Origin of the sequence: Cohnella boryungensis (assembly GCF_042651945.1) — a bacterium.
Taxonomy (GTDB): Bacteria; Bacillota; Bacilli; order Paenibacillales; family Paenibacillaceae; genus Cohnella; species Cohnella boryungensis.
On the sequence record NZ_JBHSED010000070.1, the window covers coordinates 84527 to 108122 of the forward strand.

At 56.5% G+C, this 23596-nt stretch carries 19 protein-coding genes; 16 read left to right on the forward strand and 3 right to left on the reverse strand.

Annotated elements, in window-relative coordinates:
* Positions 1-111: 111 nt before the first annotated feature.
* The gene (locus ACFO1S_RS26405) at positions 112-786 is read left to right on the forward strand and encodes a uracil-DNA glycosylase (protein ID WP_204604229.1); all 675 of its coding nucleotides are present in this window, start codon (positions 112-114) and stop codon (positions 784-786) included.
* A gap of 51 nt (positions 787-837) precedes the next feature.
* Here ACFO1S_RS26405 and ACFO1S_RS26410 read toward each other — a convergent pair whose 3' ends face one another.
* Entirely contained in the window at positions 838-1956 is a 1119-nt protein-coding gene (locus ACFO1S_RS26410) for a GntR family transcriptional regulator (protein ID WP_204604166.1), read from the reverse strand.
* Between the two features lie 275 nt (positions 1957-2231).
* Here ACFO1S_RS26410 and ACFO1S_RS26415 point away from each other — a divergent pair, with 275 nt between their 5' ends.
* From ACFO1S_RS26415 to ACFO1S_RS26465, 11 genes are all read left to right on the forward strand, one after another.
* On the forward strand, positions 2232-2900 hold the full coding sequence (locus ACFO1S_RS26415) for a cyclase family protein (protein ID WP_204604167.1): 669 nt from the start codon (positions 2232-2234) through the stop codon (positions 2898-2900).
* Entirely contained in the window at positions 2897-3892 is a 996-nt protein-coding gene (locus ACFO1S_RS26420) for a C-terminal binding protein (RefSeq protein ID WP_204604168.1), read from the forward strand. The genes ACFO1S_RS26415 and ACFO1S_RS26420 overlap by 4 nt, the downstream gene beginning before the upstream one ends.
* Before the next feature lie 19 nt (positions 3893-3911).
* Complete coding sequence (locus tag ACFO1S_RS26425) at positions 3912-4928, forward strand: zinc-dependent alcohol dehydrogenase (protein ID WP_378127866.1); 1017 nt, start codon at positions 3912-3914, stop codon at positions 4926-4928.
* 1 nt (position 4929) lies between these two features.
* Positions 4930-5685 carry an SDR family NAD(P)-dependent oxidoreductase gene (locus tag ACFO1S_RS26430; RefSeq protein WP_204604170.1) on the forward strand — a complete coding sequence of 252 codons (756 nt, stop codon included), beginning with the start codon at positions 4930-4932 and terminating at the stop codon, positions 5683-5685.
* A gap of 88 nt (positions 5686-5773) precedes the next feature.
* Positions 5774-6646 (forward strand): fumarylacetoacetate hydrolase family protein, encoded by an 873-nt coding sequence (locus ACFO1S_RS26435; RefSeq protein WP_204604171.1) that lies wholly within the window; start codon positions 5774-5776, stop codon positions 6644-6646.
* 265 nt (positions 6647-6911) lie between these two features.
* Positions 6912-8093: an AraC family transcriptional regulator gene (locus ACFO1S_RS26440; protein ID WP_378127867.1), complete on the forward strand. Its 1182-nt coding sequence runs from the start codon at positions 6912-6914 to the stop codon at positions 8091-8093.
* A complete protein-coding gene (locus tag ACFO1S_RS26445) occupies positions 8041-8772 on the forward strand; it encodes an ABC transporter substrate-binding protein (RefSeq protein WP_378127868.1) in 732 nt (243 codons plus the stop codon). Before ACFO1S_RS26440 ends, ACFO1S_RS26445 begins: the two co-directional genes overlap by 53 nt.
* A 188-nt stretch (positions 8773-8960) precedes the next feature.
* Positions 8961-10676, forward strand: a complete 1716-nt coding sequence (locus ACFO1S_RS26450) for an ABC transporter ATP-binding protein (RefSeq protein ID WP_204604172.1) — start codon at positions 8961-8963, stop codon at positions 10674-10676.
* A 33-nt stretch (positions 10677-10709) separates the two neighbouring features.
* Entirely contained in the window at positions 10710-11753 is a 1044-nt protein-coding gene (locus ACFO1S_RS26455) for an NAD(P)/FAD-dependent oxidoreductase (RefSeq protein ID WP_204604173.1), read from the forward strand.
* 85 nt (positions 11754-11838) lie between these two features.
* Positions 11839-12888, forward strand: a complete 1050-nt coding sequence (locus tag ACFO1S_RS26460; RefSeq protein WP_378127870.1) for a FecCD family ABC transporter permease — start codon at positions 11839-11841, stop codon at positions 12886-12888.
* 61 nt (positions 12889-12949) lie between these two features.
* A complete protein-coding gene (locus tag ACFO1S_RS26465) occupies positions 12950-13921 on the forward strand; it encodes a FecCD family ABC transporter permease (protein ID WP_378127891.1) in 972 nt (323 codons plus the stop codon).
* A 736-nt stretch (positions 13922-14657) separates the two neighbouring features.
* Here the strand turns inward: ACFO1S_RS26465 and ACFO1S_RS26470 are convergent.
* Together ACFO1S_RS26470 and ACFO1S_RS26475 are read right to left on the reverse strand one after the other, a co-directional pair.
* Entirely contained in the window at positions 14658-15179 is a 522-nt protein-coding gene (locus ACFO1S_RS26470) for a nitroreductase family protein (protein WP_204604176.1), read from the reverse strand.
* Positions 15180-15204: 25 nt separating this feature from the next.
* A complete protein-coding gene (locus tag ACFO1S_RS26475; RefSeq protein ID WP_204604177.1) occupies positions 15205-15816 on the reverse strand; it encodes a nitroreductase family protein in 612 nt (203 codons plus the stop codon).
* A gap of 166 nt (positions 15817-15982) precedes the next feature.
* Between ACFO1S_RS26475 and ACFO1S_RS26480 the strand changes: the two genes are divergently transcribed.
* The 4 genes from ACFO1S_RS26480 (at position 15983) to htpG (ending at position 23585) form a co-directional block, all read left to right on the forward strand.
* Positions 15983-17644 (forward strand): helix-turn-helix domain-containing protein, encoded by a 1662-nt coding sequence (locus ACFO1S_RS26480; RefSeq protein WP_378127893.1) that lies wholly within the window; start codon positions 15983-15985, stop codon positions 17642-17644.
* A gap of 47 nt (positions 17645-17691) precedes the next feature.
* On the forward strand, positions 17692-18960 hold the full coding sequence (locus ACFO1S_RS26485) for an ABC transporter substrate-binding protein (RefSeq protein ID WP_204604179.1): 1269 nt from the start codon (positions 17692-17694) through the stop codon (positions 18958-18960).
* A 485-nt stretch (positions 18961-19445) separates the two neighbouring features.
* Positions 19446-20822, forward strand: a complete 1377-nt coding sequence (locus ACFO1S_RS26490; protein WP_204604180.1) for an RsmF rRNA methyltransferase first C-terminal domain-containing protein — start codon at positions 19446-19448, stop codon at positions 20820-20822.
* A gap of 882 nt (positions 20823-21704) precedes the next feature.
* Positions 21705-23585: a molecular chaperone HtpG gene (gene htpG / locus ACFO1S_RS26495; protein WP_204604181.1), complete on the forward strand. Its 1881-nt coding sequence runs from the start codon at positions 21705-21707 to the stop codon at positions 23583-23585.
* Positions 23586-23596: the final 11 nt, after the last annotated feature.

Here is a 23596-nt window from a genome sequence, read left to right on the forward strand (position 1 = left end):
GACCGTGGTTGAAGCCGCGGGCTTCAAGGGTAGTCATGAAGGCGGCGTTCGATTATGCTAATAGAAATAATTGAAATAATTGAAATGCGAGCGGCAAGGGGGTGCTTGAATATCGCAATCTTAAAAAACGATTGGGCCGACTATCTGGACGGCGAATTCGAGCAGGGCTATTACGTCGAGCTCCGCCGGTTTCTGGCTGCGGAATATCGATCCACGACGGTATTCCCGGATATGTACGATATCTTTAACGCTTTGCACCATACGCCGTTCGCCGACACTAAGGTCGTCATTCTCGGACAGGATCCGTATCACGGGGCCGGACAAGCCCATGGGCTGAGCTTCTCTGTCAAGCCCGGCGTGCAGGCGCCTCCTTCCCTGGAAAACATCTTTCGCGAGCTGCGAGACGACCTCGGCTGTCCGGTTCCGAACAACGGATATCTGCTCCATTGGGCGAAGCAGGGGGTGCTGCTGCTGAACACGGTGCTTACGGTTCGGGCGAACCGCGCCCACTCCCATAAGGACAAGGGCTGGGAAAGGTTCACCGATCGCGTGATCGAGGCGTTGAACGACAAGCCGGAGCCGGTCGTATTCCTCCTGTGGGGCAGCCACGCTCAGAAGAAGGCGGAATTGGTCGTTAACTCTAAGCACCATTTGATTCGCTCGCCACATCCGAGCCCGTATTCTGCGGACCGGGGGTTCTTCGGCAGCCGGCCTTTCTCGCGGGCCAACGCTTTCCTGAGAGCTGCGGGGCTGCAAGAGATTGACTGGCAAATTCCGAATGTGTAGCTAAAATCCCGATCCGGCGCGCGCTGCCGAATCGGGATTTTTGTTGGCGGATCAGCCGCGAGGGACAAGCTCCACCAGACGGGGAGCGATCGCCTCCTTGCGAGGCTCGCTCCCTTGCTCGATGGCCTCGACGATCAGTTGCGCCGCTCGGGTGCCCATCTCGAACGGCGACTGATCGATGTAAGCGACCGGCGGAACGCAGTTCGGAAAGAGCAGCGGCTGATCGCAACAGATAATGCGCATCTGTCTCCGGTTCAGCTTCGCGCAGGCCATGCCGACATATTGCGCGAGCAAGGCATCGACCGTTGCGATCGCGTCGATGTCTTCGTTGCGTCGCAGGTAATCTAGCAGCTCGGCCGGAATTTCCCTGGGAGCGGAAGGCTCGAGCAGAGAGGTCGGCAACGAAAGAATCCGCTGCTCGGACAAGGGCTCCATTCCTCTCTGAACGAGCGCCCTCTGAAAGCCGTTCACCCGATCGCTGATTCCGATCGTATACAGGCGGGGATAGGTGACGAGGCCGATATTCGTCGCTCCCAGCTCGCCCAGATAGCCGACCATAAGCTGCCCGATCTCCTCGGTATGGCAATAGACGCCGTTCGTGCGAATGTCGCGCATCGTCCGCTCGACAAGAACGACCGGGTGCTTGTTCAGTACGAGCCGAACGATGTCGTCGTTGAAATGCTGCTCCCCCTGGCTGGCCACGATAATGATCCCGTCTACGGGCATATCCATTAACTCCTGAAGCGCCTGGGATTCTTCCTCCCTGCTTGCGATGCGCTTAAACAGAAAATGATAGGAAAGCCGATTCAGAGAAGCTTCGATTCCGGCGATCAATTGCGAAGAATAGTAGGCTTCCATCCAAGGGATGATGAAGCCGATCATTTTTTTGCCTCTTTGTGCGAAGGTCGATCGGGCAGACTCGTTTGCGGACGGCGTCCGTTCCTCTCTCGCTCGGTCCGCTACGAACGTGCCTTTGCCGCGGTGCCGATACAGCCAGCCGTCGTTCACCAGCTTAAGCATGGCATGCTTCGCCGTAATACGGCTCACCTGAAATTGCTCCGCAAGCTCGCGCTCGGGCGGAATGCGGCTGTGAGGAGACCAGTCGCCGCTGCCGATTCTATCCATTACGTAGTCTTGAATTTGCGAGTATAAGGGTTTCTTCGCGTTCATCCTCGTAGCTCCACTCCGAATGCCAGACTTATCGCCCATCTCGCGATACGAGTATATTCGATCAGAGTATATCTTTTTATCGCCGACAGAGCAACTTCAATTCTATTATTTATATATCCAATATACCCAATATTGCGAGAATAGAAAAGAATTATTATGTTGACATACCCAATCTGGGGTGTTAACCTCATTTTGAAAGCGGTTACCGACCTTTTCTATGTCTTAGAGCATCTGTTTAGTGAAATTGGATATGACCTTTTGAAGGGGGAGAGCCTGTGGGAAGAAAAATCATCGATCTCTCGTTGGACATCTATCACTCGGCGCCGACATTTCCGCTTGACCCGAAATGCGCGGTCATCGTTCACCATACGGTGGACAGCATGGGCTACAACATTTCGCAGCTTGTCATGAGCACGCATCAAGGCACTCATCTGGACGCTCCGTTTCATTTTCTGGACGAGGGCAAGACGGTGGAGCAGCTCGATCTGGACAAATGCATCGGCGAGGCGCTGCTGGTAGACCTGACGCATAAGAGGCCGAAGGAGCCGATTACGGTGGACGACTTCATGCCTGTCGCCGACCGGATCGGGGAAGGAACAAGGCTGATTTATCGAACGGATTGGCACAAGCAATACCCGCAGAAGCACTACTTTTCCGATTTTCCCTACATGACGGTGGAGCTGGCCCGTTGGCTCGCGGAGAGAAAAATCGGGCTTATCGGAATGGATGTCCCTACGCCTAACCCGACGGATTTCGATCCGGTTCACAAAATTTTGCTGGGCGCGGAGATCGTCATCGTGGAAGGCCTGGCGCGGCTAGGCGACATCGGCGCGGAGCGGTTTTTTTTCATGGCGGCCCCCTTGCGCATCGCCGGACGGGACGGCTCTCCGGTGCGCGCGCTTGCCATGCTGGAATCAATCGGCGACACGGGAGGACCTTTATGAGCAGGTATATCGCAGCCGTTACGGACTCGGGCTTTCCCGATCTGGAGCAGGAGAAGAACATTCTGAAGCCGCTGGGCTTCAGCTTCGTCGAGGGCCAGTGCGCATCCGGCGCCGAGGTTGCCGAGCTATGCCGCGACGCAGATGCCGTTCTTACCCAATGGGCTCCTGTGACAGCCGAGGCGATCGAGGCTTTCACAAGATGCAGGGTGATCGTCCGATACGGGATCGGCGTCGACAATGTCGATCTGGAGGCGGCCCGACGCAAAAATATTCCTGTCGTGAACGTGCCCGATTATGCGATTCAGGAAGTCGCCGATCACACGCTGGCGTTAATGCTGGGCATCGTCCGCAAAATTCCTCAAGTGGCGGCAAGGGTCAGACAGGGGCGGTGGGAGATTTCCCCTTGCCGCCCGATCGTCGGGCTGCAGGACAAGGCGATCGGCGTGGCCGGATTCGGCAATATCGCCCGGGCGGTCGTTCGCCGGGCTCAGGCCTTCGGCATGCAGGCGATCGGCTACGATCCGTACATGGAGCAAGCCGCTTTCGCCGCTCTGGGCGTAGAGAAGGTGGATTGGCAAGCGCTTCTGGCCCGCAGCGATGTGCTGTCCGTACATCTGCCGTTGACGGAGGCGACGCGGCACATGCTGAATGCCGAAGCGTTCCGAACGATGAGAGCTTCGAGCTTCCTGGTGAACACTTCCCGGGGAGGCACGGTGGACACGGCGGCCTTAATCGAGGCGCTGCGCAACGGGGAGATTGCGGGCGCGGCGCTGGACGTCCTGGAGAAGGAGCCGATTGAATCGGACAGCCCGTTGCTTCGGATGGAGCAGTGCATCGTCACCAGCCACTGCGCCTGGTACTCCGAGAGCTCTCTGCTGCGGCTGCAGGAGTATGCCGCTCTTGAGATCAAGAGGTTGTTCAGCGGGCAGAAGCTGCTCCATGTGGTGAACGGAGTCGATTATGAATCGTACGGGATTGAGGAAGCGCGATGACGAGGAGAGAGGGAAGACGATGCAAGCTATCGTATATCATGGATCGCGCCAATTGACTTTGGCGGAGCTGGACGTTCCGAAGCCCGGACCCGGAGAGGCGCTCGTGCGCGTACAGGCGGTCGGCGTGTGCGGCAGCGAGCTGGAGGGATATCTGGGTCATAGCAGCGTGAGGAAAGCGCCGCTCGTAATGGGGCACGAATTTTGCGGAGTGATTGAGGGCCTGGGACCCGGCGCGAGCGGCTTCCTTATCGGAGACAGAGTGATCGCCAATCCGCTTGTTTCTTGCGGAACATGCGACAGGTGCCGGATCGGCAAGGGGAATATCTGCCGGCAGCGGCAGATTATCGGAATCCACCGTCCCGGGGCCTTCGCCGAATATGTCTCCGTGCCCGCTGCGAATCTTCATGCGGCGCCTGCAGGCCTGGATGCGGGGGTGGCTTCGCTGGCGGAGCCGCTCGCGGTATGTATTCATGCGCTCAAGCTGGGAATGCGGCCGTTCGAGGATGCCGTCATATTCGGCGCGGGGCCGATCGGGCTCCTGACCTTGCAAGCGGGACTGGCGATGGGAGCGAGAAGGCTGCTGGTCGTCGACCGGCAGCCGGAAAGGCTGGCGTTCGCCGAGACGCTGGGAGCCGAGATTGCGACGCCCGATCGGTTGGAGGAGGCTTGCGAGCGAGTCTTCCCCGGCGGCGCAGATACGTTCATCGATTGCGTCGGCGTGCAGGCGACCAGGGAGCAAGCGATCCGGCTCGTGAATCCCGGAGGCAGCGTTATTCTGGTCGGTCTGGGGCAGGACGAATCGCTGCTCCCGATGAATCATGCGGTACGCCAGGAAATTTCCCTGATCGGCTCCTATACGTACTCGGATGCCGATTTCGCGCAAGCGGCAGCTCTGCTGGCCCGAGGCAGTATCACAGGCCGGAACTGGATGACGGCTTGCAGCCTGTCGGAGGCTCCTCGCGTATTCGCGGACTTGGCCGACGGGACAGCCAGATTCAGCAAATATGTTCTTATACCTTCGGAAGGAGCGCGGTAGCATGAGCAGATTGGCGGGCAAGACAGCTATCGTAACGGGCAGCACGAGAGGGATCGGCAAGGCCATTGCCATCCGCTATGCCAGGGAAGGCGCGAACGTTGTCGTCTCGGGCACGAACGCGGCCTTGTGCGCAGAAGTGGCGGAAGCCATTCGCAAGGAGGGAGGAACGGCTCTCGGCGTTCCCTGCGATATTTCGGAGCTGGAGGCAATCCATCATCTGTACGACCGGACGCTTGATGTGTTCGGGGAGATCAACATCGTCGTCAACAATGCCGGAATCGCGGTGTTCAAGCCTTTCGTGGAGGTCGATCCGGAGACGGTGCGCCGCATTTGGAACGTTAATCTGTTCGGCACCTTCTTCAGCGGACAACGGGCGGCGCGGGAGATGATCCGCCAAGGCAAGGGCGGCAAAATCATCAATATGTCGTCCATCTCGGAGGAGGTCGGAACGGCTAACCTGACGCAATATGCGACAACGAAGGGCGGCATCAAAATCATGACCAAGTGCATGGCTCTGGAGCTGGCGCAATATCGGATTAACGTCAATGCGATCGGGGCCGGGGTGATCGATACGGACATCAGTCAGGAGGAGTTCGCCAAGCCGGGGATGAGGGAGGAGACGGTGCGCCGGATTCCTTGGGGCCGCATGGGCGCCTCTGAGGATCTGGCCGGAACGGCCGTATTTCTCGCTCACGAGGATTCCGACTACGTGACGGGAACGACCGTATTCGTGGACGGGGGACTGATTGCCATGTAAGGCTTTGAATCTTCCTGCGGTCTTGCAGGAATCGGACTGCGGGAAGAGAAGATGAACCAAAGGAAGACGGACGAGGAGGCTGCATGGAATGAAGCTGCTAAGCTTTGTAAGAGACGGACAAGAAGCATTGGGCATTCTCACGGAGCAAGGAGTCGTCGATATCGGACGGATCGGCTCGAAGCTGGATATGATGGACGCAATTGCGGGGGGCAAGGACACGCTGGCGGAATTAAAGCGGCTGATCGCCGATACGGACCCGGATACGCTTTCGGAGGCTTGTCTGGAGCCGTCCGCTCTGGAGTGGGGGCCGTGCGTGCCGCGGCCGAACAAAATCATCTGCGTCGGCTTGAATTATCGCAAGCATGCAGAGGAGACGAATGCCCCGATTCCCGAATATCCGATTCTCTTCAACAAGTTCAATAACACGCTGACGGGTCACTTGAGGACGATCGCGATTCCGAAGGCAACGAGCCGTTTGGACTATGAGGCCGAGCTTGCGGTCGTCATCGGGCGGACGGCGAAGGACGTGCCGCGGGAGGAGGCGCTGCAGCATGTGTTCGGCTATGCGTGCGTGAACGATCTGTCCGCCCGCGACCTACAGATGCGCACGAACCAGTGGCTGCTCGGCAAAAGCTGCGACGGCTTCTGCCCGCTGGGCCCTTATCTCGTTACAGCCGATGAAGCGGGCAATCCGAATGAGCTGGCTATCAAGGCGATTGTGAACGGAGAGGTTCGGCAGAGCTCCAATACGTCGGATATGGTGTTCGGCGTGGACGAGATTGTCAGTTACATTTCCCAGCATATGACGCTCGTTCCAGGAGACGTGATTCTGACCGGCACGCCGGAGGGAGTCGTGCTTGGCCTTCCGCCGGAGCGTCAGGTGTATTTGCAGCACGGGGACGAGGTTACGATTGAGATTGAGAAGCTGGGGGCGCTGACGAATCGGTTCGTCAAGGAATAATAAGAAACGGGAAACAACGCCGTTCGCGAGAGAACGGCGTTATTCGCATAGGCTCCGGCAGACCTCATCGTCCTCGTTATCGTACTGTGCGGACCAGACTTTGCCCCAGCGCATGAATATTCGCTTCGGCTTCATCGCCCTCTAAGCGACTCGCACCCTGAATCAGCTTATGTACACTCTATGGGTTGGAATGAGAATGATTATCAATTATAATCAGCCTAAGAGGTCGGCGCGGATCGTGAAGCGAATGGAGAAGAGGCACGGGATGAAACTGGATGAGCATATTGCGCTGTGGAGCTATGCGGGATTGAAAATATTGGATCTGAGGCATAGCTTCATGGGCGAAGGCGAACGGAAGGAAGGCGTTCCGCTGCCTGCCAACGGCTTTATCGTAGGCGTAAGGGGAGCGGCCACACTCGATCTGAACGGCAAGATTCATACTATCGGCAGCAGCTACGTGTTGCACGGCTGCAAGGGCATGAGCCTGGACATCTGGGCGAACGAGCAGTTCGAATATTATCTGCTTCTATATCGGGCCTCACTGCCCGGATACATTGCCAAGACATTAGGTAAGCTTGCCGATCCGCATAATCCGCTGGCAATGTCGTACGGATTTCGTCCTGACGAGCCATTGGCTCTGCTGAGAGTTATGGACCAGATGGAGCAGGCCTGGATGCAGGGAGATGCGCTGGGCAAAATCCGGGCAAAGTCGGAGTTCTATCGCTTTGTTCACGATGTGCTGCTGCAGTATCGCGGGCAATTGGCAAATAGGCAGATGCCCGATTCCGTATCGCAAGCGGTTAGCTATCTCCATGAGCATTATCGGGACAACATCGCTTTGGATGACCTTGCAGAGAGGCTGAACTATAGTCCGAGACACCTGTCCATGCGATTCAAGGACCGCATGGGAGTGAGTCCTATCGAATATTTGATCGGCATTCGAATCGAGCATGCGGCGGGCTTGCTGCTGAATACGGACGCAGGCTTGCGCGAGATTGCCGTCGAGGTCGGATATGCCGACGTGTACTATTTCAGCCGATTGTTCAAAAATCGCATGGGCGTCTCTCCGGTCAAATTTCGTTCGGAATTCAGTGGCGGGCAGGCATCGGATAATCGTCCATTCAGAATATCCGAATCGTCCATTGGCGGACGGCGACTCCAGGGATATGATTTTAACGGTAATGAGAATCGTTATCAATATCTTCGTGGAGGATCAACAAAGATGCCAAGAAATCCGAAGGCAGGACTGGCCGTCAGCCTGCTGCTAAGCTTAACGCTCATTCTGGGAGCCGGAGACCCGAACGATCTCTACGGTCAAGGGCGATGTCGTCATTCCGGCCGAGCCGAAGCGGGTCGTCGTCCTCTATTATCAGGGCGATGTCGTATCGCTTGGCGTGAAGCCCGTCGGCACCTCCGAGGTGTACGATGGGGCGGCGTACGCCAATGAGCTGGACAACGTAGAGCAGATGGGCGCCTTCTTCGAGCCGAGCCTGGAGGCGATTGTCGCATTGGAGCCGGACCTGATCATTGTGCCTACGGAAGAAACGTATGATGTGCTTAACAAGGTGGCGCCAACGATCCTGATGCCCTTGTACAGCTTGACGATGGAGGGCCGGCTTGCATTTCTGGGCAAGGTGTTCGGCAAGGAAGAGGAGGCCAAGCAACGTCTGGAGAGCTTCAACGTCAAGCTGGAGAGCGCGAAGGAGAAGCTTCGGGCTGCGGGGCTTTTGGACAAGACGGTCACGATTATCGAGGGCGGTCAGAAAAAGATGACCGTAGTCATGAGCTCGCAGTACGGACGAGGCTCGCAGGTTTTATACGAATATTTGGGCATGAAAGCGCCGGAGATCGTCCAGCGGCAAATTGACGTCGCTACGGTAGGCACAGGCAAGGAAGTGTCGCTGGAGGTGCTGCAAGAGTACAGCGGGGACTTCATCTTCCGTTCTTCCTGGGAGGGGATGGACAACCTGGCCGAAGACAAGGTATGGAACAGCATCCCGGCCGTGAAAGAAGGCCGAGTCATCGAAATCGAATTCGGCTTCTCGTATTACAACGATATTTACTCCCTGGACAAGCAGTTGGATTTCGTCGTTGAACAGATGCTGGCGACGGCAAACAACGGTTAAAGAAGCCCGGAAGAGAGCGGAGGCGGCGGTTCCATATGGAATCGTCGCTTTTGTCCAAAGAAAATAAAGATAATGTCCATTGCTTTTTGCCGACAAAAAGGCTAAATTCATGTTGATAATGATTATCATTTTCGCGATAATAAAGAAAGTACGTCTCATCCGGGCGCACAGACTATCAGGAGGTTAGCATGCTTCGTCGTTTTTTCTCGTACTACAGGCCTTATAAGGGCTTGTTCATTCTGGATTTCAGCTGTGCCATTCTGGCCGCTCTGCTTGAGCTGGCTTTTCCGGTCGCCCTTAACCGCGTCGTGGACGATCTTCTGCCAAGCGGGAACTGGGAATGGATTCTGGTCGCTTGCCTGAGCTTGCTCGGCGTGTATATCGTCAGCGCGGGCTTGCATTATGTCGTCACCTATTGGGGACACAAGCTGGGCATCAGCATCGAGTCCGACATGCGCAAGGCGCTGTTCGATCGCGTACAGAAGCTGTCGTTCCGCTTCTTCGACAACAACAAGACGGGACATCTCGTATCGCGCATGACCAATGATCTTATGGACATCGGCGAGATCGCCCACCACGGTCCCGAGGACCTGTTTATTGCCCTCATGACGCTGGCCGGCGCATTCGGCATCATGCTCAGCATCAACTGGGAGCTTGCTGTGCTGACGTTTATTATCGTGCCTTTAATGATCTACCTGTCCCTGTTTTTCGGCCGGAAGATGTCCGCAGCGTTCGATCGAATGTTCGCCGATATCGCCGATTACAACGCACGCGTGGAGAACAACGTCAGCGGAATCCGCGTCGTTCAAGCGTTCGCTAACGAGAAGTACGAGATGGAGCGGTTTGCCGAGAACAATGACCGTTTCCGCTCTGCCAAGCTGATCGCATACCGGATCATGGCCTGGAACTCTTCGATCAGCTTTATCCTTATGAGGTCGATTTCCCTGTTCGTGCTCGTATGCGGTACGTGGTTCGTCATCCAAGACAGGATGACTTACGGGCAATTCATCGCCTTTATTATGCTGTCCAACGTGTTCCTCGGGCCGATCAAGCAGATTAACTCGGTCATCGAGACGTACCCGAAGGGGATTGCCGGCTTCAAGCGTTTCCTGGAGCTGCTGGAGACGGAGCCGGACGTAGCCGACGCACCGAACGCTCAAGCGGTCGGGCATCTTCGCGGCGACATCGCGTTCCGCGGCGTGACCTTCGGGTATGAGAACAAGGAGAAGGTGCTGCATCATGTCGACCTGAACGTCAGGGCCGGGGAGACGGTTGCGCTTGTCGGACCGTCGGGCGCGGGCAAGACGACGCTGTGCTCGCTGCTGCCGCGATTTTACGACGTGGATGACGGCGCGATCTCGATCGACGGCATCGATATCCGCGAGATGACCTTGGAGTCTCTTCGGTCCAATATCGGCATCGTACAGCAGGACGTCTTTCTATTCGACGGAACGTTCCGGGAAAATATCGCTTACGGCAAGCTGGGCGCCTCGGAGCAGGACATCTGGGATGCGGCCAAGCGGGCCCAACTGGAGGAGCTGATTCACTCGCAGCCCGCAGGACTCGATACGCTGATCGGGGAGCGCGGCGTGAAATTGTCGGGCGGTCAGAAGCAGCGTCTGTCGATTGCCCGCATGATCTTGAAAAATCCGCCGATTCTCATTCTCGACGAGGCGACCTCTGCGCTCGATACCGAGACGGAAGCGGCGATTCAGTTGGCGCTCACCGAGCTGTCCCAAGGGCGCACAACGCTGGTGATCGCGCATCGGCTGGCAACGATTCGCAACGCCGACCGGATTCTGGTCGTGGCCGACCAAGGCATCGCCGAGCAAGGGCGGCACGATGAACTGGTTACCAAGGGCGGAGCCTACAGCAGGCTGCATCGCGCTCAGGTAGGAAGCTGATAGCCGGATTTCTGACAATAATGGAGGTTGACCATGAGCGACACGCTAGAGCTTTACGACGTTACGATCATTGGCGGCGGGCCCGCCGGGTTATATACCGCATTCTATAGCGGCATGAGGGATCTCAAGACGAAGCTGATCGAGGCGAAGGAGCAATTGGGCGGAAGGATGCTGCTGTACCCGGAGAAAATGATCTGGGACGTCGGCGGCGTTACGCCGATCCGCGGGGAGAAGCTTATCCAGCAATTGACGCAGCAAGCGATGACCTTCAGCCCCACGCTCGTAATGGGGCAGCAGATCGTGGGCTATGAGCGTCAGGAGGACGGTACCTTTATTCTGCTCTCCGATACGGGAGAGAAGCATCATACCCGAACGATCATTCTGGCGATCGGGTATGGCATCCGCAAGCTGGCGAAGCTGGAAATCGAAGGCGCGGACCGCTACGAAGTTTCGAATTTGCACTATACGGTTCAGGAGCTGGAGATTTTTCGCGGTAAGCGGGTGCTGATCTCCGGCGGCGGAGATTCGGCGGTGGACTGGGCGAACGAGTTGGAGCCGATCGCCGCAAGCGTGACGATCGTGCACAGACGGGATCAGTTCGGCGGTCACGAGCGGAACGTATCGAGAATGAAGGCCTCTTCCGTACGCGTCTGCACGCCTTATACGGTGCAGGCGCTGCACAGCGAAGACGGCAAAGCGATCGATAAGGTCACGATTACCCATGCGGAGACGGGGGAGACCGAGCAGATTGCCGTTGATGACGTCATCGTTAACCATGGCATGAAATGCGATTTCGGTCCGATCCGCGAATGGGGACTGGATATGGGCGAATGGCATACCCGTGTGAACGAGAAGATGGCGACCAGCATTCCCGGCATATTCGCCGCCGGAGATTTCGTCACGCACGGCAGCAAGGTCCATCTGATCTCCGGGGCCTTCACGGACGGCGTGCTGGCGCTCAACAGCGCCAAGCTGTATATGGACCCGGAAGCTCCGACTGTGGCTTACGTATCGTCCCATAACGAAAGATTCAAGGAGAAAAACCGCGAGCTGGGCGTCGTGGACGAAGAAGAATAGAGCTTGCCGATCAGGCAAGCTTCGCAACTGCAATAATTATGCTTGTGAAATCGTAACAGCAAGGGTGGAACAGATGAATCAGCAGATGAGTAACTCATCGCAAGAGACGGAGCAGGGGAAGGCACACATCAAGGTACATAGCCGCCCCTGGACGGCTATGTTGATCCTGACGGCGGGAATCGCCGTTCTTGTGCTGGGTATTGCCGTATCCGCATCCTTCGGAGCGGCGGACATTCCGGTCTCTACGGTATGGGAATCGGTCTTTCGGTTTAATCCCGATGTGACGGCTCACCAGATCATTCAGGAAATTCGGCTGCCTCGAGTGCTTGGCGGCGCGATGGTTGGCGCTTGCTTTGCCGTTGCGGGGGCCATTATGCAAGGGATGACGCGCAATCCGCTGGCCGACTCCGGCTTGCTCGGCTTGAATGCCGGAGCCGGCTTCATGCTGGCGCTTTGCTTCGCCTTCTTCCCCGGTTTGCCTTTTATGTATCTGATTATGTACTCGTTTATCGGCGCGGGCTTGGGGGCCGTGCTTGTGTTCGGAATCGGCTCTATGGCCAAAGGCGGCTTGACCCCGGTTCGCCTTGTGCTGGCGGGCGCTGCGTTAAGCATCTTGCTTCAGGCGCTGAGCGAAGGGATCGCGCTTTACTTCCGCATCGGGCAGGATCTGGCGTTCTGGTATGCGGGCGGCGTAGCCGGCACGAAGTGGTACCAGCTCAAAATCATGTTCCCTTGGATCGCGTTCGCGATCGCAGGGGCGATTGCCTTGTCGCGTTCGATCACGATGCTCAGCCTGGGCGATGACGTGGCCAGAGGTTTAGGCCTACGAGCGAATCGTGTCAAATTTGCCGGAATGCTGATCGTGCTTGTGCTGGCGGGAGCGGCGGTGTCGGTTGTCGGATCAGTCGGCTTCATTGGACTTGTTATCCCCCACCTGACTCGCAAGCTTGTCGGCGTTGACTATCGCTGGATTATTCCTTGCTCGGCTGTGCTCGGCAGCTTGCTGGTCGTCCTTGCCGACCTCGGTGCTAGAATGTGGAATCCGCCTCACGAGACGCCTCTTGGCGTAATTATTCCTTTGATCGGGGTTCCTTTCTTCCTGTACCTGGCCCGCAAGGAAAGGAGGTCTCTGTAGCATGTCTAACGCGACAACGACAACTTACGAGTCGACCAGACAGCGCAAGGCTGTACTGGTCATGCTCGTCCTGGGCGCTTTGATAGTGATCGCCTTCCTGATCAGTATGAATACCGGCTACATTCGCTTGTCTCCAATGGATGTCCTCAAAACCTTTTTCGGGGGAGGCACGGATAAGCAGGATTTGATCCTGTTTCAATTCCGGCTGCCCCGGATTGTGATTTCGATTCTGATCGGCGCAGGGCTGGCCGTATCCGGCTGCGTCATGCAAGGCATCTCTCGGAACGCATTGGCCGATCCCGGCATTCTCGGCATCAATGCCGGGGCAGGGCTGGTGGTCATGCTCTTCATTTCCTTCTATCCTTCTACTTCCGCAGCTCCGGTATTTATGCTGCCGCTGCTTGCCCTGGGAGGAGGACTTGCCACCGCCGCCTTGATCTTCGCGCTTGCCTATCAGCGGCATCGCGGGCTACTGCCTACTCGTCTCCTGTTAACGGGGATCGCCGTGGCGGCAGCGATCAGCGCCGCTACGCTAGTCCTTACGCTCCGGTTAAGCCCGGAGAAATATCAATTCGTAGCGACCTGGATGGCGGGCAGCATCTGGGGCACGAACTGGAAGTTCGTGCTCGCCTTGCTGCCGTGGATTCTGATCTTGCTTCCTTATGTATTTTTTAAAGCCAACGCCATGAACGTGTTGAATCTGGGAGAAGCGATCGCCAAGGGACTCGGAGCTCCGGTGAGCAAGGAGCAGGTCAAGCTTCTGACCGCTGCGGTAGGTCTGGCCGCCTCGTCGGTCGCGGTCAGCGGCGGCATCGGCTTCGTCGGCCTGATCGGCCCGCACCTGGCCCGCCGTCTGGTTGGCCCAAGGCATCAATTACTGCTGCCGACTTCGGCACTGGCGGGGATGCTGCTCGTCCTTGTCGCGGATACGCTGGCCCGCTGGATTTTGCAGCCATCGGAAATCCCTACAGGGATCGTCGTTGCCGTCATCGGCGCGCCGTATTTCCTTTACCTGCTGGCTCGCGCCAAATAGCTTCGTACAGCCGCAATCGCCTTCCGCAAACCGGGAAGGCGATTGCATGGGCCCAGCCGGCGAGAATGGCGGCGAGTCCGCAGGAGAGGCCTATAAGGCAAGCAAGCCGAGCTCAAGGACGGGATCGTCCTCGAAGCTCGGCTTGTTTTGTTCAGTCATCCAACCCAGCATAATCCCCCGTGTCGGAACGTTGAATTGCGATGCTCCCAGACCCCCGCTGACAGAGTTTAGTTCGACTAATCAACACTACTGCTCTCCACACCGACTCCCGGCAGGCAATTAGTTCGACTAATCAACACTACTGCTCTCCACACCGACTCTCAGCAGACAATTAATTCGACTAATCAACACTACTGCTCTCCACACCGACTCTCAGCAGACAATTAATTCGACTAATCAACACTACTGCTCTCTACACAGACTCCCGGCAGGCAATTAGTTCGACTAATCAACACTACTGCTCTCCACACCAACCCCAGCACGCAATTAGTTCGACTAATCAACACTACTGCTCTCCACACCGACTCCTGGCAGGCAATTAGTTCGACTAATCAACACTGCTGGTCTCCACACCAACCCCAGCACGCAATTAGTTCGACTAATCAACACTACTGCTCTCCACACCGACTCCCGGCAGGCAATTAGTTGGACTAATCAACACTACTGCTCTCCACACCGACTCCCGGCACACAATTAGTCCGACTAACAGATTCAGCTTGGGAGCAAGGCAATCGGTCTACCAGATGTCCACTCTGTCGAGAGGCTTGCGACATTGCGCAGGCTGCTCCGGCAGCTCGTCGAAGTAGCCCAGTCCCAATACGCCCGCGATACGTTCTCCGGGGTGAATGCCGGAAAAGGAGCAGAAGTTGGCACAATTCAGACGGTCCGTCATTTCCCAGGCCATGCCCAAGCCGTTGGCCCAGGCCAGCAGCTGAACGTTCTGAATCAGACAGCAGGCCGCAGCGAAATCTTCGTTCGACACGGCTTCGTCCGAATGGGTCGGGGAGGTGACGATCAAGCACAGCGGCGCCTCCGAGATCATGCTGCGAAGTTGGGAGTTGCGGTAGGGGTCCAGCGTCAGGAACAGCTGGCGCTTGGCTTCGCCTTCGGCGACAATGAAACGCCACGGCTCGCGAAGCCGATGATTAGGGGCCCACACGGCGTCATCCAGAATGGGCGCGATTTGCTCGAACGACACAGGGCGGCTATCGAAATGGCGAATCGGCCGAATATTTTCGAACAGGGATGTCAAGCTCATCGATCAAACCTCCTTCGGATTTCGTTTAAGGCGCCAGATGCGTGAGCTTCTGCGCGATCGCGGTTCGGGCCTTGGGCTTCGGCGCTTTGTCGTACATTCCCATGTATAACAGGCAGACGATGCGCTCATCCTCTTGCAGGCCCAGGCCGGCGGCGACGGAAGGCTCGCGCAGCGCGGGATCTGTATTCCACACAATTCCGATATCGTTCTCCCAGGCCAGCAGCGAGAAGCTTTGAATCATGGCGCTGATTGCGGCGTAGTTACGGTCGTTGTGCTGGGAGGAGGGACCGAGCTTCCGGATGACGGCAAGGAATGCGGGAATTCGGGCAATCCGTTCCGCCATTGCCTGATTTAACTTTTTGGGCAGCCATTTATAGAGCTTCTGATTCTTATAGGCATCCATTATCAATCCAGCAGCTTTTCTCTTCCCTTGCTGGCTGTTGAAATAGATCAGACGGGCAACGGAATCGTTCCAGTCGAGGGACACGGAGGCTTTGGAAGCCAGCAGCAGACGCAGGATGAGCTCTTGGGGGATGGGGCGATCGGCATAGCTGCGTATCGTTCGTCGATTGCGGATGACGCTTATCAGTTGCGATAGACGATAGGACGGCTCGGAAGCCGGGGATTGTGAATTCATTGCCTTGATTTCATCCTCTCCTTGAAGATAGCGGCCTTTCGGGTGCGAACGGAATCGGAGTTAAGACTGGACGTAAGCTCCCTTTTCTTTTATTATATTGAAAATGATAATCGTTATCAACGAGGAAAATGGAACTCTTGGGAAAGAGGGCGAGAAAGTGAACGAGATGATTTACGATCTGCAGGAGGCCCGAATCGTGTCCGACAGAGGAACGGCGGGCTCCGTCAAGCTGACGGCGGAAGGGCCGGTTATCGTCATTCCTGCGGAGGATATCGTTATTCATTCCGGGAGCGAGGTCTACAGAGTGGGAAGAGGCCGCTTTATTCTGCTGCGCTCTTCCAAAACGGATTGGTATATTGATAGAGCGGAGGAAGCCGATTATGCCGTCGTCTATGCGGTTCACTTCGAAAGCTATCGGCTGATCGAGCAATCGGGAGCCGAGCTGCGTTATCGGGTGTGCCATCAGCAGCTGCCCGAGCACGGCAGCGTGATGGAGTTTCCCCGCCAAGCGCAAGCGCTGCTGGACGACTTGATCGTCCAGGCCCGCATCTCCGCTTCGGTAAGAGGCGTGCCGCGGCTGAATCTCATGCTGGAGGAATTGATTCGAACCGCGCTCGTCAATTCCGTCTATATGGACGTTTACTTAACGAAAGATCCGGCGATGGGAGAGACGCTTGCGCATATTCATCGTTATTTCGGGGCTGCGCTGACAAGATCGGCTATGGCGAAGACGGCCGGATTTAATGCGAGCTACTTTTCGTCGCTATTTCGCAAGGAAACGGGCTGGAGCTTTACGGAATACGTCAACCGAATCCGCATCGACGAAGCAAAGCGGCTGCTGCTGCGAACGCCGGAGACGCTTCAGGAAATCGCGATGAAGACGGGCTTCTCTGATGGAGCCTACCTGGCCAAAACCTTCCGCAGAACCGTGCATCTTCCACCGAGCGATTTTCGGCGGCGACAGAGGACGCTGAGAGTGGCCGCAATGCAGTTTCTGGGCGCGCTGCTGGCAGTAGGCGTAAGGCCGGTCGCCGCTACGAAGGACGTGCTGCGCTCCTCCAACCTGCTGCGCGAGGATTTGCGCGGGATCGCCGAGATGGAGGAGCTGCATGACCTGGACAAGCTGAAGGCGACCAAGCCGGAGCTCATTGTGGCGCCTACGTACTATTACCGTTTCCCTGAGACGTTGAAGGAGCTGGAGAAGGTCGCGCCGGTCGTGATGGTGGAGTGGGGGGCGATGGATAAGCTGGAGGAGGTTCGCACGATCGGTCGGCTGCTCGGCAGGACAAGCGAGGCGGAGCGATGGATCGAAGCGCTGCGAATTAAGGCGAAGCTGGCCCGCAGGGCGATCAGTCGCTTCGTCCGCGCCTATGAAACGGCGGGCATCTACGAATTAAGATACGATCATAGCTGGCTGATCCCAAGCTATTCCGTACGTTCCGCTTATAATCTGTATCGCCTGTTGGCCATGAAACCGGTTGAACGCATTGCAAGAGAGGTGCTCGAACCGAACCGGCACCTTTTCGTGCCCGAGCGGAGCCTGCAGCACTATGCGGCTTCTCATATGTTCCTCATCATGCCTCACGAGAATTTGGACGACGGAAGAGAGGAATTGATGTCTCGGGGAATTTGGCAGAGGCTGACCGCTCAGGGCTGCAAGCTGCACCTGCTGAGGCTGAACGATTTTTGGATGGATGAGGGGGTGTCGCTGGAGCGTCAGCTTGATACCCTCGCCGATCTGCTCACGGGAAGCAGATGGAGCCAACAAAATAACGTGTCCGATAACCAACAGGCGTACATCGACGCTCGTCAAACCTCGCCTATATAATAGGGATTGTCAATCGCGAATGATAATCATTATTGGTGGAGGGTTATATGAAAAAGATAAAGACGCGTTACGCGCTGACGCTTATCGGGCTGCTGCTGGCCTTGGCGCTATCGGCTTGCGGCAAGGCGGAGGAGAAGGCGGCAGAGTCGTCGGCCCCGGCATCATCGCACTCCTCTCAAGCGCCAGCCTCGGTTGCTGCCGAGAGCGGCACAGAGGAAGCGAACAAACAGACGCGTACGGTGAAGACAGCGGTCGGAGAAGTCGAAATTCCGGCTCACCCGAAGCGAATCGTCACGGACGGCTACTTGCCCAACCTGCTCGTTCTGGGAATAAAGCCTGTCGGCTCCACGAAGTGGGAGCTTGAGAACAAGGTCATCCAGGATCAGATTGAAGACATTGAGAGCACGGGCGAAAATTCTCTGGAGAAGATTTTGTCGCTGGAGCCGGACTTGATCGTCACATGGCTGAGTCCGGAATACGATGCGAACAAGATTGAGCAGTACGAGAAGATTGCGCCTACGGTAGTCATTCCTTACAACTACTTCGGCAGCATCTACGAATCGACCCGATTCTTCGGCGAAGCGTTCGGCAAGGAGAAGGAAGCCGAGGACTGGCTTGCCGACCTGGATCGCGAATCCGCAGCCGCGCGGGAGAAGATCGCCGGAGTCATCCAGCCGGACGATACCTTTGCGCTGATGGGCGTATTCGTCGTCGACAAAAACTTCTACATCTACGGCAATGGCGGATATCGGGGCGGGGAAGCGATCTATCAGCATCTGCAGCTGAAGCCGCCCGAAAGACAGGCCAAGGAGTTCATCGGCCAGAAGCCTTTTCAGAAGGTCTCATACGAATCGGTAGGGGATTATGCCGGGGATTATATCTTCATAGACCAACATGCTTTCGGAAATCTGGGGCGCGAAGGACGGCGTATGGAAGTCGTTGGATGCGGTCAAGAACGATCGGGTGTTCCAGCTGGACCCGGATTTGTTCTGGGGCAACGATCCGATCTCCTTAAAGCTGCAAATTCAGGAAATCGCCAAAATGCTTGTGGAACGGGCGGGAGCCGCCCAATAAATCGCATTAACGTCAAACAGCTCTCCCTGCCATGGGGAGAGCTGTTTGACGTTCGTTACGACGAAGGAAGCGGAGCGAAGAATCCGTCCGGGTTGCTCCGAATCGCATTGGCGATCGTGTTCGATGCTGCGGATGCGGCTGGAAGAAGCCGGGCATACAACGGCTCTATGCTGGCTCGCAAGCCCGCATCGCGCTCCAGATCCTGCAGAGACGCGTCAAACCGATCTAATCTTAGCGGATGATTTCTGCTCCGCAGCTCGGCTTCGGTGTCCGCGAGCACCGCGAGCATGGCCTCGGCCTTGAAGTAACGCAGCGCTCCCAGCACCGCGTCCCATCTGCCGGGCTGCGCCATGAAGTAGGCGCTCCACCAGTACAGATCGGCTGGGGATTCGGTCGCGTGGACGCTGTACGCCCGAAAGACGAACAAGGCCCGCTGGTCATCCGTAAGCCGATTGAACAGCTCTTGCCGGGAATGACCGCCGCGGCTCTCTATCTCCTTGTAGGCGGCGATTAGCGGGGCGAAGCAAGCCGCGATGAGGGCGTCGCTGTTCTTGTCTTGGAAGGCGGCCGACTGAAGCTCTATGAAAGTCATTGTTCCACTCCTTTGCTGTCATTATATCAAAGGCAAACGATTATTGAAATTGCCGGGCATGTTATAATAGCGACGATCGAGATAATCCATAAGCCGGCCGACGGCCGGAAACGATAGAGATTCGAGGGATAGAGCATGAACCTGCCGAAAGAGTTCGAGAGCAAGATGAGCAAGCTGCTTGGCGAGGATTACGAAGCGTTCGCCAGAAGCTATGAGGAAGAGCGGGCCCAAGGCCTTCGGGTCAATACGTTGAAGGTTGCCGCCGAGAGGCTGCGGGACAATCTGGCCATCGAGCTGAGCGCAATCCCTTGGGTCCGGGAGGGCTTCTACTATGGCAAAGAAGCGAGACCGGGCAAGCACCCGTATCATGAAGCGGGTTTGTATTATATTCAGGAGCCCAGCGCCATGGCGGTAGGGGAGATTGTCGATCCGCAGCCGGGGGAAGCCGTGCTGGATCTGTGCGCGGCGCCGGGAGGCAAGACGACGCATCTCGCCGCGCGAATGCGGGGAGCGGGGCTGCTCGTCGCCAACGAGCCCCATCCGGCAAGGGCGAAAATTCTTTCGCAGAACGTCGAACGGATAGGCATTCGCAACGCCGTGGTGATGAACGAGATGCCGGGCAGGCTTGCGGAGCGATTCCCCGGCTTTTTCGACCGTATTCTGGTCGATGCCCCCTGCTCCGGCGAGGGCATGTTCCGCAAGGATCCCGACGCTCGCTCCGAGTGGAGTCCGGATCATGTGACCTTATGCGCGGATCGGCAGCTGGACATTTTGCTTAGCGCGGCGGCGATGCTGAAGCCGGGAGGACGTCTCGTCTATTCGACCTGCACGTTCTCTCCCGAGGAGAACGAGGGGGCGATCAGCCGCTTCATTCGGCAGCGTTCGGAGTTCGAGATCGCGGCGGCGGGAGCTTATGCGGGGTTCGATCGCGGGCGGGCCGACTGGGTGCCGGGTCCGGCAGCGGACGGTCTGGAGGAGACCTTGCGGCTGTGGCCGCATCGCATTCACGGCGAAGGGCATTATATCGCCGTTTTGCGGAGCAATGGCGGACAGGAGGCGCCTAGGCGGAAGTACGCGAAGACGTTCAGCGACACGAAGACGCTCAAGGACTATCTGGCGTTCTGCGGGGAGACGCTGCGCGCGGCGCCGACGGGAGACTTCACATTGTTCGGCGAGCAACTGTATCTATTGCCGCCCGGAATGCCCGCGATGGAGCAGTTGAAGGTCGTTCGCCCGGGATGGCATCTAGGCACGCTTAAGAAAAACCGCTTCGAGCCCTCCCATGCGCTGGCCTTGTCGCTTAAGGAGAACGAGGTCAACCAAAGCCTGAATCTGGCGAGCGATTCCAGCGAGCTTACGGCGTATCTCCGCGGGGAGGCGCTGCAAACGGAAGGGACGAAGGGCTGGCATCTGGTTCTGGCGGACGGTTATTCGATCGGCTGGGGCAAGCTGGCGGACGGCATCTTGAAGAATCATTTTCCGAAAGGCTTGCGCTGGATGGGACATTTTTGAGGCTGGGACAGGGAGAACCTCGAGCTGTAGCGTACGCTATCGGCAGCTTGCAGGAAGCAACGACAGCCGGGCGCTCTAACGCCCGGCTTCTTCTGGCGGACCGCAATTTTTCGGTGACATGATCTGTCAATTAGCTGAGAAAATGTAATGTTCAAGTGCTGCCGAGGCGACTCACCAGAGCGCATCGATATAGCGATTATGTTGAGAATACAGAACGCCATGGGAATTGCCCTTGCTTGTGGTATCTGGATACCTGCTCCGTGCTGGCCGTTAGTTCGACTTTGCAGCACTACTCTTCTCCTCACCTGCCCATTGCTGGCCGTTAGTTCGACTTTGCAGCACTATTCTGCTCCTCACCTGCTCCGTACTGGTCGATAGTTCGACTTTGCAGCACTATTCCTCTCCTCACCTGCTCCGTGCTGGCCGTTAGTTCGACTTTGCAGCACTATTCCACTCCTCACCTGCTCCGTGCTGGTCGTTAGTTCCACTTTGCAGCACTATTCCACTCCTCACCTGCTCCGTGCAAACTCTGACTCTGAGGAATTAATGTTTTCCCAACCTACTCGCTCGGACCGAGTGCTCCTTCCACATTCGTCCTATGTCCGCTAATGATCTTCTCCACCACGGCAGCCTGCTTCATTTCTGGTGTGCGATCGCCATCCTGCTGCGCTCTGACGCACGGCGCCTTTGGCGCCATAAACGTGCGCCGGGAGAGGCGCGCGAAAAGTATCTCAGCATAACGACATTTTTCGGCGACATGATCTTGACATTAAAAAGCGATAATGTGAAAATAATGAGGTGTTGGCACTCGTGAGGCTTGAGTGCTAAACGAACTGACGATTTCATACAAACATGCTCGCATATTTGAAAGGAGACTCATCCGTGGCTAAGAAACAATTCAAGGCAGAATCGAAAAGATTGCTCGAGATGATGATCAATTCCATCTACACGCAGCGGGAAATTTTCTTGAGAGAATTGATCTCCAACGCAAGCGATGCGGTGGACAAAATCTATTACAAAGCGTTGACGGACGACAACCTGGTTTTCAACAAGGAAGATTACTATATTAAGATCAGCGCGGACAAGGCGGCCAGGACGCTTAAGATTACGGATACCGGAATCGGGATGTCCAAGGAAGAGCTGGAGAACAATCTGGGCGTCATCGCGAAGAGCGGTTCACTGGCGTTCAAGAAGGAAAACGAAGCGCAGGACGGCCATAACATTATCGGCCAGTTCGGCGTAGGCTTCTACTCGGCGTTCATGGTCGCGGACGTGGTCACGGTGGTCAGCAAGGCGCTGGGCAGCGACGAGGCCTTCAAGTGGGAATCGACCGGAGCCGAAGGCTACACGATCGAGCCTTGCGAGAAAGAGACTGTCGGCACGGAAATTACGTTGAAGATCAAGCCGAACACGGAAGACGACCAGTACGACGAGTTCCTGGAGCAATATCGGCTTAAGGCCATCGTGAAGAAGTACTCCGACTTTATCCGCTACCCGATCAAGATGGATATGACGGGCAGCCGGCCGAAGGATGGCGAAGAGAGCGAGTTCGAGGAGTATACCGAAGAGCAAGTCGTCAACAGCATGGTGCCGATCTGGCGCAAGAACAAGAGCGAATTGACCGATGCGGACTACGAAAATTTCTATGCGGAGAAGCGTTACGGCTTCGATAAGCCGCTGAAGCATATTCACTTGAGCGTAGATGGAGCCGTACGTTACCAGGCGATTCTGTACATTCCCGAGAACACGCCGTTCGACTATTATACGAAAGAGTTCGAGAAAGGGCTTGAGCTCTATTCCAATGGCGTTCTGATCATGGATAAGTGCGGCGACCTGCTTCCGGACTATTTCGGCTTCGTGAAGGGAATGGTCGATTCCGAGGATCTGTCTTTGAACATCTCCCGGGAAATGCTGCAGCACGACCGTCAGCTGAAGCAAATCGCGAAGAACATTCAAAGCAAGATCAAGAGCCAACTGCAGAGCTTGCTGAAGGACGAGCGGGAGAAATACGAGAAGTTTTACGAGGGCTTCGGACGTCAGTTGAAGTTCGGCGTATACAACGATTACGGCATGAACAAAGAAGTGCTGCAGGATCTGCTGCTGTTCTATTCCTCGAAGGAGAAGAAGCTCGTTACGCTGGAGGAGTATGTCTCCCGGATGCCGGAGGAGCAGAAGTACATTTATTATGCGACCGGGGAATCGAAGGAGCGGATCGAGAAGCTGCCGCAGACGGAGCTTGTCTCGGACAAGGGCTTCGAAATCTTGTACCTGACCGACGACATCGACGAGTTTGCGGTCAAGATGATTGCCAAGTACAAGGAGAAGGAATTCAAGTCGGTGTCCAGCGGCGATCTGGGCATTGAAGCCGACGAGAAGGATAAGGAATCCGAAGCCGAGGCCAACGAAAGCAAGGAACTGTTCGAGGCGATGAAGGCATTCCTGGGCGACAAGGTGAAGAGCGTGCGGGCGTCCAAACGGCTGAAAAGCCATCCAGTCTGCTTGACTACGGAAGGCGAGCTGACGATCGAGATGGAAAAAATCCTGAACGCCATGCCGAACAATCCTAACGTTCAAGCCGAGAAGGTGCTCGAAATCAACGTCAACCACGCGGTATTCCAATCGCTGAAGGATGCGCACGGCCAGGATCAGGAGAAGCTTAATCTGTACACCAGCCTTCTGTACAATCAAGCGCTGCTGATCGAAGGCTTGCCGATCGGCGATCCGGTTGAATTCACGAACGATATCTGCAAGGTAATGATATAGTACAAATAAGG

Coding starts and splice junctions, on each gene's coding strand:
- ACFO1S_RS26410 (WP_204604166.1), bottom strand. CDS start 1,956: ATGAACGCGAAGAAACCCTTATACTCGCAAATTCAAGACTACGTAATG.
- ACFO1S_RS26420 (WP_204604168.1), top strand. CDS start 2,897: ATGAGCAGGTATATCGCAGCCGTTACGGACTCGGGCTTTCCCGATCTG.
- ACFO1S_RS26425 (WP_378127866.1), top strand. CDS start 3,912: ATGCAAGCTATCGTATATCATGGATCGCGCCAATTGACTTTGGCGGAG.
- ACFO1S_RS26430 (WP_204604170.1), top strand. CDS start 4,930: ATGAGCAGATTGGCGGGCAAGACAGCTATCGTAACGGGCAGCACGAGA.
- ACFO1S_RS26435 (WP_204604171.1), top strand. CDS start 5,774: ATGAAGCTGCTAAGCTTTGTAAGAGACGGACAAGAAGCATTGGGCATT.
- ACFO1S_RS26440 (WP_378127867.1), top strand. CDS start 6,912: ATGAAACTGGATGAGCATATTGCGCTGTGGAGCTATGCGGGATTGAAA.
- ACFO1S_RS26450 (WP_204604172.1), top strand. CDS start 8,961: ATGCTTCGTCGTTTTTTCTCGTACTACAGGCCTTATAAGGGCTTGTTC.
- ACFO1S_RS26455 (WP_204604173.1), top strand. CDS start 10,710: ATGAGCGACACGCTAGAGCTTTACGACGTTACGATCATTGGCGGCGGG.
- ACFO1S_RS26460 (WP_378127870.1), top strand. CDS start 11,839: ATGAGTAACTCATCGCAAGAGACGGAGCAGGGGAAGGCACACATCAAG.
- ACFO1S_RS26465 (WP_378127891.1), top strand. CDS start 12,950: ATGCTCGTCCTGGGCGCTTTGATAGTGATCGCCTTCCTGATCAGTATG.
- ACFO1S_RS26470 (WP_204604176.1), bottom strand. CDS start 15,179: ATGAGCTTGACATCCCTGTTCGAAAATATTCGGCCGATTCGCCATTTC.
- ACFO1S_RS26475 (WP_204604177.1), bottom strand. CDS start 15,816: ATGAATTCACAATCCCCGGCTTCCGAGCCGTCCTATCGTCTATCGCAA.
- ACFO1S_RS26480 (WP_378127893.1), top strand. CDS start 15,983: ATGATTTACGATCTGCAGGAGGCCCGAATCGTGTCCGACAGAGGAACG.
- ACFO1S_RS26485 (WP_204604179.1), top strand. CDS start 17,692: ATGAAAAAGATAAAGACGCGTTACGCGCTGACGCTTATCGGGCTGCTG.
- ACFO1S_RS26490 (WP_204604180.1), top strand. CDS start 19,446: ATGAACCTGCCGAAAGAGTTCGAGAGCAAGATGAGCAAGCTGCTTGGC.